This window comes from Cupriavidus sp. 2TAF22, assembly GCF_052115045.1.
Taxonomy (GTDB): Bacteria; Pseudomonadota; Gammaproteobacteria; order Burkholderiales; family Burkholderiaceae; genus Cupriavidus.
In genome coordinates, this window is the sequence record NZ_JBFRFX010000006.1 from 225281 (window position 1) to 238406 (window position 13126).

The 13126-nt window shown below is 69.0% G+C and carries 11 protein-coding genes; 5 read left to right on the plus strand and 6 right to left on the minus strand.

Translation table 11 applies throughout. From position 1 onward, the window contains the following. Positions 1-7 precede the first annotated feature (7 nt). From cmdF to AB4Z48_RS10105, 4 genes are all read right to left on the minus strand, one after another. Positions 8-1642, minus strand: coding sequence for a tyrosine 2,3-aminomutase (gene cmdF / locus AB4Z48_RS10090; protein WP_441613780.1), 1635 nt, complete (start codon positions 1640-1642; stop codon positions 8-10). A gap of 101 nt (positions 1643-1743) precedes the next feature. After that, a complete protein-coding gene (locus tag AB4Z48_RS10095) occupies positions 1744-3060 on the minus strand; it encodes a sigma-54-dependent transcriptional regulator (protein ID WP_441613781.1) in 1317 nt (438 codons plus the stop codon). Positions 3061-3068: 8 nt separating this feature from the next. Then, positions 3069-5069 carry a sensor histidine kinase gene (locus tag AB4Z48_RS10100; RefSeq protein ID WP_441613782.1) on the minus strand — a complete coding sequence of 667 codons (2001 nt, stop codon included), beginning with the start codon at positions 5067-5069 and terminating at the stop codon, positions 3069-3071. A gap of 100 nt (positions 5070-5169) precedes the next feature. After that, positions 5170-6471, minus strand: a complete 1302-nt coding sequence (locus tag AB4Z48_RS10105; protein WP_441613826.1) for a dicarboxylate/amino acid:cation symporter — start codon at positions 6469-6471, stop codon at positions 5170-5172. Positions 6472-6891: 420 nt separating this feature from the next. Between AB4Z48_RS10105 and AB4Z48_RS10110 the strand changes: the two genes are divergently transcribed. The 5 genes from AB4Z48_RS10110 to AB4Z48_RS10130 all read left to right on the plus strand — a co-directional run bounded on the left by AB4Z48_RS10110 (position 6892) and on the right by AB4Z48_RS10130 (position 11099). Next, positions 6892-7212 carry a (2Fe-2S) ferredoxin domain-containing protein gene (locus tag AB4Z48_RS10110; RefSeq protein WP_441613783.1) on the plus strand — a complete coding sequence of 107 codons (321 nt, stop codon included), beginning with the start codon at positions 6892-6894 and terminating at the stop codon, positions 7210-7212. Positions 7213-7333: 121 nt separating this feature from the next. Next, the gene (locus AB4Z48_RS10115; RefSeq protein ID WP_441613784.1) at positions 7334-7978 is read left to right on the plus strand and encodes an alpha/beta hydrolase; all 645 of its coding nucleotides are present in this window, start codon (positions 7334-7336) and stop codon (positions 7976-7978) included. 96 nt (positions 7979-8074) lie between these two features. Next, positions 8075-9292, plus strand: a complete 1218-nt coding sequence (locus tag AB4Z48_RS10120; protein ID WP_441613785.1) for a D-alanyl-D-alanine carboxypeptidase family protein — start codon at positions 8075-8077, stop codon at positions 9290-9292. Positions 9293-9304: 12 nt separating this feature from the next. After that, the gene (locus tag AB4Z48_RS10125; protein WP_441613786.1) at positions 9305-9607 is read left to right on the plus strand and encodes an HP0495 family protein; all 303 of its coding nucleotides are present in this window, start codon (positions 9305-9307) and stop codon (positions 9605-9607) included. Between the two features lie 298 nt (positions 9608-9905). Next, on the plus strand, positions 9906-11099 hold the full coding sequence (locus AB4Z48_RS10130) for a class I SAM-dependent rRNA methyltransferase (protein ID WP_441613787.1): 1194 nt from the start codon (positions 9906-9908) through the stop codon (positions 11097-11099). A gap of 178 nt (positions 11100-11277) precedes the next feature. Here the strand turns inward: AB4Z48_RS10130 and AB4Z48_RS10135 are convergent, their stop codons facing one another. Both AB4Z48_RS10135 and AB4Z48_RS10140 read right to left on the minus strand, forming a co-directional pair. Further along, on the minus strand, positions 11278-11997 hold the full coding sequence (locus tag AB4Z48_RS10135; RefSeq protein ID WP_441613788.1) for a glutathione S-transferase family protein: 720 nt from the start codon (positions 11995-11997) through the stop codon (positions 11278-11280). Positions 11998-12132: 135 nt separating this feature from the next. After that, positions 12133-13047 carry a carbonic anhydrase gene (locus AB4Z48_RS10140; RefSeq protein WP_441613789.1) on the minus strand — a complete coding sequence of 305 codons (915 nt, stop codon included), beginning with the start codon at positions 13045-13047 and terminating at the stop codon, positions 12133-12135. Positions 13048-13126 lie beyond the last annotated feature (79 nt).

The following is a 13126-nucleotide window of genomic DNA, read 5'->3' on the forward strand; positions in this document are numbered from 1 at the left end:
CCGCGCCTCAGTGCACCGCGGCGCCCGCCGCGCGCACCACTTCGACCAGCGCACCCGCGCGCAGCGTCGCGGCGATGGCTTCGATGTCGTCGGTCATGTAGCGGTCCATCGCCAGGAAGGGCACGCGCTCGCGCACGAAGCCGAACACCGCGCGCCCGGCCGGCGACAGGTGCTCCACCGCGCCCGCCAGCTCAGCCGCCTGGCATGCCGCCAGCAGCTCCACGGCGAGGATGTACTGGTTGTTGTCGATGATGCGGCGCGCATTGCGCGCGCCGATCAGCCCCATGCTCACCACGTCCTGGTTGTCGCCGTTGGACGGCACGCTCTGGATGCTGGCCGGGCTGCAGATGGTGCGGTTCTCCGCGATCAGCGCCGTGGCCGGATACTGCGCGCCCGCGAAGCCGCAGCTCAAGCCCTCGTTGGCGGCCGCCAGGAAGGCCGGCAGCCCGTTGTTCAGGTGCGGGCTGAGCAGGCGGTTGAGGCGGCGCTCGGACACCACGCCGAGCTGGGTGGCGGCGATGGCCAGGAAGTCCATGGCGAATGCCACCTGCTGGCCGTGGAAATTGCCGCCGTGGAACAGCTCGCCGTCATCGAAGAACAGCGGGTTGTCGTTGGAGGAATTCAGTTCGCGCTCCACCACCGCGGCGCAGTGGCCCAGCGTGTCGCGCACCGCGCCCAGCACCTGCGGGATGCAGCGCAGCGTGTAGGCTTTCTGGATGAACACGCCGGTGCCGGTGTTCTTCTCGGCGCCGGCGCGCGTCTTCATCTCGCCGGCCAGCTGGCCGTGGCCGGACAGGCGCGTGGCGCCCGCCAGCAGCGCGCGCATATTGGCCGCGGACTGCACCTGTCCCGGATGCGGCTTGGCGATATCGTGGCCATGGGTCATGAAGGCATCGGCCGAGGCGTTGAGCCCCTCCAGCGCCAGCGCGGCGATGATTTCCGCCTGCGTCACCTGCGCGCGCATGGTCTCCAGCAGCAGGCACGACATGCCGGTCATGGCCGAGGTGCCGTTGATCAGCGCCAGCCCTTCCTTGTAGGCCAGCTTGATGGGTTCGATGCCGTGCTCGCGCAGGACCTGCGCGGTGGGCGCGGTGCTGCCGTCGGCCAGCAGGACCTTGCCCTCGCCGATCAGCGTGATGGCGATATGCGACAGCGGCGCGAGGTCGCCGCTGGCGCCCAGCGAGCCCACCTGCGGCACCGCCGGCGTGATGCCGGCCTCCACGTAGCGCAGCAATTGCTCGATCACCAGCGGGCGCACCGCCGAATAGCCGCGCGCCAGCGCATTGGCGCGCGCCACCATCATGGCGCGCACTTCCTCGCGCGCGAACAGCGGGCCCACGCCGGCGCAGTGGCTGCGCAGCAGGTTTTCCTGCAGCGCGCGGCCATGCTCGATATCCACCCAGTTGTGCACCAGTTCGCCGAAGCCGGTGGAGACGCCGTAGATCGGGATATTGGCCGAGGCCAGCTGCTCGAAGCGCGCCCGCGCATCGGCCACATGCTCGCGCGCCGCCGCGTCCAGGCTTGCGGCACTGGCGCCGCGCGCAACCTGCGCCACGGCGGCAGCGGTGAGTTGATGTCCATCGACCTGCACGGCCACGCCGGCCTCCGGGGTGGATGCGGGCTGGCGGGATACCTCGTTCATGGCTTGTTCCGGGTGATCTGTTCGGGGCACGCCGGGGCGATGCAGTGCCGCGCGGCGTGCCGGGCCCGCGAGTGTATCAAGAGATGAACGCGACTTTGCGCCTACAGCCCGTAGCGCTTGATCTTCTCGTACAGGGTCGCCTTGCCCACCTGCAGCAGGTCCGCCGCCTGGCTGACCGCGCCGCCGGTGCGCGCCAGCGTGTCGGCGATCACCGCGCGCTCGTAGTGCTCCATGCGCTCCTTGAGCGGCGTGGAATCGTCCAGCGCGTCGGCGCGCGCGCCGCCCTCCGGCACGCCCAGCACCAGGCGGTCGGCCGCGTTGCGCAGCTCGCGCACGTTGCCCTGCCAGGCGCGCTGCATCAGCGCCTGGCGCTGCAGCTCGGAAAGAATGGGCGCGGGCCGCTGGTAGCGCACCGCCGCTACCAGCATGAAGTGCTCGAACAGCGGCACGATGTCTTCGCGCCGCTCGCGCAGCGGCGGCAGCGGGATCGTCACCACGTTGAGCCGGTACAACAGATCCTGGCGGAACGTGCCCCGCGCCACCAGCGCTTCCATGTCGCCCTTGGCGGCGGCCACGATGCGCACGTCGATGGCGATCGAGGCATTGGAGCCCAGCCGCTCCAGCGTGCCTTCCTGCAGCACCCGCAGCAGCTTGACCTGCAGCGCCAGCGGCATGCTCTCGATCTCGTCGAGGAACAGCGTGCCGCCCGAGGCATGCTCGAGCTTGCCCACGCGGCGCTTGCCCGCGCCGGTGAAGGCGCCCGCCTCGTGGCCGAACATCTCGCTCTCGAAGATGGCCTCCGGCACCGCGCCGCAGTTCAGCGCCACGAAGGGTGCCTGGTGGCGCGTGGACAAGGTGTGCAGGCTGCGCGCCACCAGTTCCTTGCCGGTCCCGGTCTCGCCGTTGATCATCACCGGCACGTCGGTGGCCGCCACGTTGGCCACCAGCGTGCGCACCTGTTCGATCGCCGGCGAGCGTCCGATGATGCGCGTGCCCGCGGCCGGGCCGGCCAGCTCGCGGCGCAGCGCACGGTTCTCCAGTTCCAGCGCGCGGCGCTCCAGCGCCCGGCGCACGGTCTCGGTAAGGCGGTCCGCGCCGAACGGCTTCTCGATGAAATCGTAGGCGCCTTCGCGCATGGCCTGTACCGCCATGGTGATGTCGCCGTGGCCGGTGACCAGGATCACCGGCACGCCCGGGGCGGCATTGCGGCAGTGTTGCAGCAGGTCCAGGCCGCTGGCGCCGGTGAGCCGCACGTCGGTCACCAGCACGCCGGGAAACTCGGCCGACAGGTGCGGCATGGCGGCCTCGGCCGAGGGCAGCGCCAGCACATTGAAGCCAGCCAGCTCCAGGCTCTGCGCGGTGGCCTGGCGCACCAGGGGTTCGTCTTCGACGAACAGGACACGCAATCCGTCTTGCATGGCGATGCTCACTGGGTGTTGGTGGAGGAAGCGCCGGATGGCGCGGCGGCAGATGCGGAGGACGGCGCCACGGCAGCGCCGGGCAGCGTCGCGCGCCGCAGCACCACCAGGAATTCGGCGCCGCCCCCCGCACGGTTGGCCGCGCTCAGCTGGCCGCCGAACTCGCGCACGATGGAGGTGGAGATGGCCAGTCCCAGGCCCAGCCCCTGGCCGATTTCCTTGGTGGTGAAGAACGGCTCGAACAGCCTGGGCAAGGCGTCATCGGCGATGCCGCCGCCGTTGTCGCGCACGGCGATGCTGACCGTCTCGCCCTGCTCGCTGACCGCCACTTCCACGCAAGGGGCCGCCGGCAGGGCAGCCGCCAGCGCATCCAGCGCGTTGCCGATCAGGTTGAGCAGCACCTGCTCGAGCTTGAGCTCGTCGGCCCAGACCGCCGGGCCCGGCGGCGGCGACAAGCCTTCCACCTTCAGCGCGACCTGGCCCAGGCGCGGCGCCATCAGCGCCAGCACGTGGTCGAGCGCGGCGCGCACGGGCACCGCGTGGCGGCGCGGACGCGCCTTGCCGGCGAACAGCTTGAGCTGACCGGTGATCTTGCCCATGCGCGCGGTGAGATCGGCGATGGCGGCGAGGTTGTCGGTGGCGGCATCGAGCTTGCCGCGCTCGAGCAGCACGCGCGTGTTGTCGGAGAACGTGCGCAGCGCGGCCAGCGGCTGGTTCAGCTCATGGGTGATGCCCGCGGCCATCTGGCCCAGCGCCGCCAGCTTGCTGGCCTGCACCAGCTCGTCCTGCGCCGCGCGCAGCTCGCTTTCGGCGCGCGTGCGCTCGGCCACCTCGGCCTCGAGCTGCTCGTTGATCGCCATCAGGTCGGCGGTGCGCGCCTCCACGCGGCGCTCCAGCTCGTCGTAGGCGGCCTCGAGCAGGCGCCGGCCGTACTCGATGTCGCGCGCGCGCTGGCGGCGCTGGCGCCAGTTGAACAGCAGCAGGCACATGCAGGCGTAGGCCAGGGCCGCGCCCAGCGTGGCATTGCGCGCGCTGGCCAGCACCGGATCCAGCGCGGCCAGCACCTGCATGGTCCAGTCGGCCGGGCCCACCTTGCGGCTGACTTCCAGGTACCGCTCAGCCTTGCCGCCGGTGCCGATGCGCACCAGCCGCGCGCCCTCGCCCAGCACGGTCTGGCCGAGCCAGCGCGTGACCGGCGACTGCAGCGCGTCCAGCGGCAGCGGCTTGACCTCCTGGTCGTGGTACTGGCGCGTGCGGTCCAGCTCCGACTGCAGCTCGGGCGGCAGCGGGCGCAGCGTGCGGTACTGCCAGCCCGGCACGGAGGAAAGGAAGATCACGCCGTGGTCGTCGCTTACCATCACCGGCTCGGCGCCGCCGGCACCGGCACGCTGGAACCATTCCAGGTTGAGCTTGACCACGGTCACGCCCACCACGCGGCCGCCCGCCTTGACCGGCTGGGCGATGTAGTAGCCCGGCTCGTCGCTGGTCACGCCGATGGCGTAGAAGCGCCCGACCTCGCCACGCGAAGCGATCTGGAAATACGGCCGGAAGCGATAGTCGGTGCCGACGAAGCTGCCCGGCTCGTCATGGTTGCTGGCGGCCAGCGCGAGCCCGTTGGCGGCGATCACGTAGGTGGCCGAGGCGCGCGCGCGGCGGTTGACTTCAGCGAGATAGCGGTTGGCCGCCGCCACGCGCGTCGGGTCGTTGGGCGCGGCGAGCAAGTCGTGTACGAAGGGATGGAGCGAGACCAGCGCCGGCAGGAACTCGTAGCGGTCCAGCGTGCTCTCCAGCGTGGCCGAGTAGCGGTCGGCGCGCGTGGCCGTGCTTTGCTGCAGGGCGTCGATGCCGCGCTGCACCGAAACCAGCCAGGTCAGCGAGCACAGCACCAGCAGGCCGACGGCCAGTGCCGCGGCGAAGCCCCGCCAGGTGCCGCCACCATCGCCCGGCGCATGCACCAGGCGGGCGGAAGCGGGATCATGCACGGCGAGAAAATCGTCGGAATGTGGCATCGGCGCACGCGTTGGGACACGCGCCGATGATACCCGCTGGCGGGCGGCGCCGGCTGGCGCCGCCGCCCCGCCGGGGCCGCGGGGGCCGCCGGCGGCGTCCTCAGCGGACGCCGGGGCCGGCTTCGGCAAGTTCGGCCGTTTCATCGCCGCCACGGCGCAGCGCGCGATCGAGCTGCGCGCGGTCCAGCTCGTGCTCCCAGGCCGACATCACCACCGTGGCCACGCCGTTGCCGATGATATTGGTCAGGGCGYGGCATTCGCTCATGAAGCGGTCGATGCCGAGGATCAGCACCATGCCCGCCACCGGGATGTCAGGCACCACCGCCAGCGTGGCGGCCAGCGTGATGAAGCCCGAGCCGGTCACGCCGCTGGCGCCCTTGGAGGTGATCATCGCCACGCCCAGCACGGTGAGCTGCTGCAGCAGCGTCAGCTCGATGCCGGTGGCCTGGGCGATGAAGATCACCGCCATGGTCATGTAGATATTGGTGCCGTCCAGGTTGAACGAGTAACCCGTGGGTACCACCAGGCCCACCACCGACTTGGAGCAGCCGAGCTTTTCCAGCTTTTCCATCAGGTGCGGCAGCGCCGCTTCCGACGAGCTGGTGCCCAGCACGATCAGCAGCTCTTCCTTGATGTAGGAAACGAAGCGGAAGATGGAGAAACCCGTGAGGCGCGCCACCGTGCCCAGCACCACCACCACGAACACGATGGCCGTGAAGTAGAACGTGCCGATCAGCTTGAGCAGCGGCACCAGCGAGCCCAGGCCGTACTTGCCGATGGTGAAGGCCATCGCGCCGAAGGCGCCGATCGGCGCCACCTTGGTGATGACGTGCACGATGTGGAAGAACACCTTGGAGACCTGCTCGACGAAGTCGAACACGATCTTCGAGCGGTCGCCCATGGCCGCCAGCGCGGAGCCGAAGAACAGCGAGATCAGCAGGATCTGCAGGATGTCGCCGTTGGCGAACGCGCTCACCATCGTGTCGGGGATGATGTGCATGAAGAACTCGACCGTGCTCTGGCCATGCGCCTGCGTCACGTACTGCGAGATCGCCTTGGTATCGAGCGTGGCCGGATCGATGTTGAAGCCCACGCCCGGCTTGAGCACATGCGCGGAGATCAGCCCGATCAGCAGCGCGAAGGTGGAGATGATCTCGAAGTACAGCAGCGCCTTGCCGCCCACGCGGCCCACCTTCTTCATGTCGCGCATGCCGGCGATGCCGGACACCACGGTACAGAAGATGATCGGCCCGATGATCATCTTGATCAGCTTGATGAAGCCGTCGCCCAGGGGCTTCATGGCCACGCCGGTGGCAGGCCAGAAGTGTCCGAGCACGATGCCGACCAGGATGGCGAACAGCACCTGCACGTACAGGATCTTGTAAAAGGGTTTCCTCATGATGTCGTCCTCGGTGTTTTTGACCGTGCCCGCCGCCGCAGCAGCGGCAGGTTCGCGCACCCTTGTCGATGAGGGCGCGTCTGGCTTATGTAGTTGCAACCGTCGTGCCAGCCATGTGCCTCGCGCCAAACCCCTGATTCAAAAGGAAAAACCCTGAAGCGCAGGCGCGAGCACTCCGGCTTTCCGGAAATCCGGAAAGCCGGCGTCCGGAGATCCGGAAGCGGGCGGCTGCCGCAGGTGCCCGCTACGCCACCCGCGGCGGCGCACCGATGCACGCAGGCCACGCGCACGCGCGCAAAGCGGCGAAGCGGCCCGCGCGACCCCGTATAATTCAGGGCTTCCACCTGACCCCAGCGGCCGGCGCGCGCGCCGGGCATCCAGCTTCCTGGTGCCGCATGCCGCCCGACGCCCGCCAAGCCACGCATGAGCAGCTTCTATCAGCACCACGTTTTCTTCTGCCTCAACCAGCGCGAGGACGGCGCTGCCTGCTGCGCGGACCACAATGCCAAGGCCATGCAGGAATACGCCAAGAAGCGCTGCAAGGCGCTGGGCATCGCCGGCGGCGAAGGGCGCGTGCGGATCAACAAGGCCGGCTGCCTGGACCGCTGTGAACTCGGCCCGGTGCTGGTGGTCTATCCCGAGGCCGTCTGGTACACCTTCGTCGACGAGCATGACATCGACGAAATCATCGACAGCCACCTGGTGGGCGGCAAGCCGGTCGAGCGGCTGATGCTCGACCGCTGAGCCGCCGGTCCGCGGACACCCCGGGCCTGTTGAACCGTTGCAACCCGGGCGGCGCCCCGCCCGCGCCAGCCATCCCGTTGCCCAGCATTCCCGTCATCCTGTTTCCTGCTTCCCGTCTGCCATGAACGCGCATACCCAGGTACACACCATCGCCGGCCCGGCCGGCGCCATCGACCTCTCGGTCGACCTGCCGCAGGGCCAGGCCCCGCGCGGCCTGGCCCTGGTGGCCCATCCGCACCCGCTGTTCGGCGGCACCAAGGACAACAAGGTGGCGCAGACCCTCGCACGCAGCTTCGTGCAGCTGGGCTACGCCACCGTGCGTCCCAACTTCCGCGGCGTGGGCGGCAGCGCCGGCACGCACGACAACGGCGTGGGCGAGCAGGACGACCTGCTGGCCGTGGTGGACTGGATGCGCACGCAGACCGCCTGGTCGCCCGAGGCAGCCACGCTGCCGCTGGCGCTCGGCGGCTTCTCGTTCGGCAGCTACGTGGCCAGCCACGTGGCCAGGCGCCTGGCCGCCGCCGGCGCGCCGGTGCAGCGCCTGGCCATGGTGGGCACCGCCGCCAGCCGCTGGGAGGTGGCCGAGGTGCCGGCCGACACCATCGTCATCCACGGCGAGCAGGACGAGACCGTGCCGCTGGCCAGCGTGTTCGACTGGGCGCGCCCGCAGGAACTGCCGGTGATCGTGATCCCCGGCGCCGACCATTTCTTTCATCGCAAGCTGCACCTGATCAAGCAGCTCGTCGTCAATGCGTGGGACCAGTGACGCGTGCGACAACCGTGGCGGGGCCGGCAAGCTGCCGCCCGGCCGCGTCGCCTCAGGCACCCCTTCGCAACTTCTTCTTTGCCGGAAAACTGAAACATGTTGAATAGAGCCACGCCGCTTTTCGCGTCCGCCAACACGTCCACCCTGGTCGCCGCCGCCACCGCTGCCGTGATCGGCACCGCCTCGCTGCTGGCCGCGGCCCCCGTGCGCGCCCAGGGCGTGCCGATGCCGCAGGTGGCCGCCAAGTCCTGGATGCTGTACGACGTCACCAGCGGCCAGGCCCTGGCCTCGCAGAACGCCGATGTGCGCATCGAGCCGGCCTCGCTGACCAAGCTGATGACCGCCTACCTGGCCTTCGCCGCGCTCAAGGAAAAGCGCCTGACGCTGGACCAGACCGTGGTGCCGACCACCGTCGTGCTCAAGGTCAAGAGCGATGAATCGCGCATGTTCCTCGAGCCCAACAAGCCGGTCAGCGTGCAGGACCTGCTGCTCGGCCTGATCGTGCAGTCGGGCAACGACGCCGCACTGGCGCTGGCCGAGGCCGTGGGCGGCTCGGAAGAAGGCTTTGTCGCGATGATGAACCGCGACGCCCAGCAACTGGGGATGAAGAACACCCACTTCACCAATACCGACGGCATCCCCGACCCGAACCACTACACCACGGCCAATGACCTGGCCACGCTGACCACCCGGCTGATCAAGGACTTCCCCGAGTACTACAGCATGTACTCGCAGAAGGAATTCACCTACAACAAGATCCGCCAGCCCAACCGCAACCGCCTGCTGTACATCGATCCCACCGTGGACGGCGTCAAGACCGGCCACACCAAGTCGGCCGGCTACTGCCTGATCTCCTCGGCCAAGCGCCCGCTGGCCAATGTACCGAACGGTTCGCGCCGGCTGATCTCCGTGGTGATCGGCACCACCACCGAAAGCGTGCGCACGCAGGAAAGCCTGAAGATCCTGAACTACGGCTTCCAGTTCTTCGACACCCTGCGCCTGTACGACCGTGGCCAGGTACTGGCCACGCCGGACATCTACAAGGGCAAGGAATCCACCGTCAAGATCGGCGTCAAGGACGAGACCTTCATCACGGTGCCCAAGGGCACGGGTGGCCGCATCAAGCCGGTGCTGGAGCGCCAGGAACTGTTGCTGGCGCCGATCGCGGCCGGCCAGCAGGTGGGCACGGTCAAGCTGATGGACGGCGCCACCAAGGTGGCCGAGTTCCCGGTGGTGGCGCTGGAAGCGGTGCCCGAAGCGGGCTTCTTCGGCCGCCTGTGGGATACCATCCGCTTGTGGTTCAAGCGCAAGTAGGAGGGCCCAGCAATGAGCACCGATGATCCCAAGGGCAAGCCGGGCGAGATCACGCCGGCCGAGTCGCTGATCGAATACCCCAGCCATTTCCCCATCAAGGTGATGGGCACCATGCAGGACGGCTTCGCCGAAGCCATTGTCACGCTGGTGCAGGACTTCGACCCCGACTTCCATGCCGGCAAGATGGAAATGCGCCCGTCGCGCAATGGCAACTACCTCGGCCTGACCGTCACGGTCTGGGTCACCAGCCGCGAACAGCTCGACGACCTGTACCGCGCGCTGACCTCGCACCCGATGGTCAAGGTGGTGCTGTAGTGGCCGGGAGACCGGCTTGCGCCCCTCTCCCGCCCGCGGCAGAGGGGCCGGGGGAGAGCGCGGGCGCCTGATACGTCGCCATCCGGGACATACGCCGCAGGCTTCGCTTCTTGCGGCTCCCGGCCAGACCACCGCTCTCCCCGGCCGCCTRCGCAAGCGGCTTTGGCGCATCCGCCGGCTTCGTCCGGCGACAGCTTTTTTCCCCTGCCGCCCTGAAGCCGCCACAATGGCCCACCGCCGAACCCGCGCGCCCATGCCGTCGCTATGGCGCCGCGCCCAGATCCAGAACTAGAAAACCATGAACACCATCACCCTCAAGCCCGGCAAGGAAAAATCCCTGCTGCGCCGCCATCCCTGGGTCTATGCCACCGGCGTGGCCGCCACCGAAGGCCGCTGCGAACCCGGCAGCACCGTGGTCATCCGTGCCGCCGACGGCCGCTTCCTGGCGCGCGCGGCGTACAGCCCCTCGTCCCAGATCCGCGCGCGGGTGTGGAGCTTCGACGAGAACGAGCCGGTCGACCACGCCATGTTCAAGCGCCGCGTGTCCGCCGCGCTGGCGCATCGCAAGCAATGGGTCACCGACAGCAATGCCGTGCGCCTGGTCTTCGGCGAGTCCGACCGCCTGCCCGGCCTGGTGGTGGATTACTACGGCAGCGGCGCCACCGGCCAGCTGGTGTGCCAGTTCAATTCCGCCGGCGTCGAGGCATGGAAGGACGCGCTGGTGCAGGCGCTCGTCAAGGAGACCGGCTGCCCCAATGTGTACGAGCGCTCCGACGCCGCCGTGCGCGAACGCGAAGGCCTGCCGCTGGTCACCGGCGTGCTGGCCGGCGCCGAGCCCGATCCTGAACTCAATGTCACCGAACACGGCGTGCGCTATTACGTGGACGTGCGCAGCGGCCACAAGACCGGCTTCTACGTCGACCAGCGCGACAACCGCAAGCTGGTCGGCGACCTCGCCGCCGGACGCGAAGTCCTCAACTGCTTCTGCTACACCGGCGGCTTCTCGCTGGCCGCGCTGCGCGGTGGCGCCACCGCCGTGACCTCGATCGATTCCTCCGGCGAAGCGCTCAAGACCGCCGCGAACAATGTCACGCTCAACGGCTTCGATCCCGCGCGCGCCGCCTGGCTCGACGCCGACGTGTTCAAGACCCTGCGCCAGTTCCGCGCCGAAGGCCGGCAGTTCGACCTCATCGTGCTGGACCCGCCCAAGTTCGCCCCGTCGGCCCAGCATATCGACCGCGCCGCGCGCGCCTACAAGGAAATCAACCTGGTCGGCATGCAGCTGCTGCGCCCGGGTGGCCTGCTGTTCACGTATTCGTGCTCGGGCGCGATCAGCATGGAGCTGTTCCAGAAGATCGTGGCCGGCGCGGCGACGGACGCACGCGTGGACGCGCGCATCCTGCGGCGCCTGTCGGCCGGCACCGACCACCCGATGCTGTCCGCGTTCCCGGAAGGCGAATACCTCAAGGGCCTGCTGCTGGAAAAGATCTGAGTCTGAGGCGGGGGCCGGGGCCGGCGGCAGCGCCGTCATCGCAATTTCACGCGGGCGTCGCCGCTCCGTCACAAACCCCGCCTATAGTCCGGTATGCGGATGCGGCATTGGCAGGTGTCCTCCGCCTCTTCCTATCAGTCTTCGTGGTAGTTGCCCCGCGGCGTAGCGGGGCTTTTTTTTAGGCGCGGGCCGGGCTGCCTAGCGCGTCCTGTCCCATCGCCGCCCGCACCGCGTTGCAATGCCGGACGAGATTCGGGCGCGACAGCACGAAGCGCTTCAGCGGCGTGTCGATATCGTAGCCATGGATATTGGCGACGAACCCGTACAGGCCCGCATCGGTGCTGGCGGGTGCCGCGCCGAACAGGAAAGGCTGGTCGCCGATCAGGCCGGAGAGCACCGCGAGATCGGCCACGCCGCGCGCGTACACCTCGTCCGCTTCGAAGCGCCCGATCCCCTGGTAGTAGTACCGCTCGAAGTTGTATTTCTGCGCGCCGGCCAGCGCCGCTTCGGTGAGATCAGGATGCTCGCGCAGCAGGGCTGCCATGAAGCTCGGCCAGTAGCGCTCATCGCGCCAGCGCGAGTACGACATGACCCAGTAGAGATCATCCAGCGTGCGCCGGATCATGTGGTCCAGGCCATGCTGCGCCTCGGTCAGCGACGCATCGATGGCCAGGCTGTACTTCTGCTTGAGATGCCGCACGATGGCGTCGCTGTCGCCGATCGTCTTGCCGTCGTCGTCCACATAGGGAAGCTGCCCGCGCGGGGCCAGCTTCGTGTCGAGGATATGGCGGTGCGCGAATGGCAGGCCGCTCAGCCGCAGGAAGGCAAAGACCTTGAGGCCGTAGGGATTGTTGTCTTCGAGGCCGAACAGGCCCGGGTAGGAAAAGAGGGTGATCATGCGCGCTCCTCTCGGGCCCTTCCCGCGGCCGTCTCAAGGGTTCGGGAAAATGCGGGCGACTTCAGGATCTTTGCACCGGCGCAAGGCGGCGCGCGTCAGGCGTTGCGGCCGCCGCGCCGCCTGCACGAGCGCGACCTACACCAGCGCGACCTTCCCGCTCTGCAGATCGTAGACCGCGCCGACGATGTCGATCTTCTTGTCGCCGTAGCGCTTCTGCACCACCGGCGGCGAGGCCTTGAGGCGGATCACCTGCCGTCGCACGTTCTCCGCGACCGCGCTGCCGGGCAGGTCGGCGGGCCCGGTCTTTTCCGCGGCGATCACCGCCGGCTTGATCGCCGCCACGAGGCCCGGCAGATGCCCGGGCAGGACCGCCTTGTCCTTCAGCACCTTGATCGCGGCGTCGACCGCGCCGCAGTTGGTGTGGCCGAGCACCACGATCAGCGGCACCCCCAGGAACTCGATGCCGTATTCCAGGGAGGCCAGCAAGTCGGGACTGACGATATTGCCGGCGACGCGCACGACAAACAGGTCGCCGGGCGCCTGGTCGAAGGCCAGCTCCGGCGCGACACGGGAATCGGCGCAACCCAGGATCGCGGCAATGGGGTACTGCACCTGCGCGCGGGCGGCGCGGCCGGACGAAAAATCGCGCTCGTCGGGCGTGTTCGCCGCATAGCGCGCGTTGCCGTCCATCAGCCGCTTCAACGCCTGCGCAGGCGCGATCGCGTTCTGCGGCGGCGCGCCCGGTGCCGGCGCATCGGCCGCGAGTGCGGCACCGATGCTCCACGGCGCCAGCGCGGCGAGCGCGCCGGTCCTCAGGAAGCCGCGGCGCGAAACATGGCTCGCATGCCGGGCGTCATCACACAGTTCACACAGATCGCACATCTCGTCCTCCCTTCGCCGTCCGATTCCGCGAGCCGCCGCAGCGGAGCACGGGCCCGGGGGCCGATGGCCGGCGACGTCGCGATTTGCGGCTGCCCGCAGCTTGCGCGAGCGCCTGCGATCCAGTCCGTGCAGGAAGGTTAGGAGATCCCGCGCGACATTGGGAGCCAATCTGGCGCCCGGCAAGCGCCGCCATCCGGAAAACCCGGCGGCGCCTCACCCGGGCCGGCAGGATCGGGCGGCACCATGC

Bases quoted from the DNA above. Each gene is read 5' to 3' on its own strand.
- AB4Z48_RS10100 (WP_441613782.1), bottom strand. From the start codon at position 5,069: ATGCCACATTCCGACGATTTTCTCGCCGTGCATGATCCCGCTTCCGCC.
- AB4Z48_RS10110 (WP_441613783.1), top strand. From the start codon at position 6,892: ATGAGCAGCTTCTATCAGCACCACGTTTTCTTCTGCCTCAACCAGCGC.
- AB4Z48_RS10125 (WP_441613786.1), top strand. From the start codon at position 9,305: ATGAGCACCGATGATCCCAAGGGCAAGCCGGGCGAGATCACGCCGGCC.
- AB4Z48_RS10115 (WP_441613784.1), top strand. From the start codon at position 7,334: ATGAACGCGCATACCCAGGTACACACCATCGCCGGCCCGGCCGGCGCC.
- AB4Z48_RS10135 (WP_441613788.1), bottom strand. From the start codon at position 11,997: ATGATCACCCTCTTTTCCTACCCGGGCCTGTTCGGCCTCGAAGACAAC.
- AB4Z48_RS10130 (WP_441613787.1), top strand. From the start codon at position 9,906: ATGAACACCATCACCCTCAAGCCCGGCAAGGAAAAATCCCTGCTGCGC.
- AB4Z48_RS10095 (WP_441613781.1), bottom strand. From the start codon at position 3,060: ATGCAAGACGGATTGCGTGTCCTGTTCGTCGAAGACGAACCCCTGGTG.
- AB4Z48_RS10120 (WP_441613785.1), top strand. From the start codon at position 8,075: ATGTTGAATAGAGCCACGCCGCTTTTCGCGTCCGCCAACACGTCCACC.
- cmdF (WP_441613780.1), bottom strand. From the start codon at position 1,642: ATGAACGAGGTATCCCGCCAGCCCGCATCCACCCCGGAGGCCGGCGTG.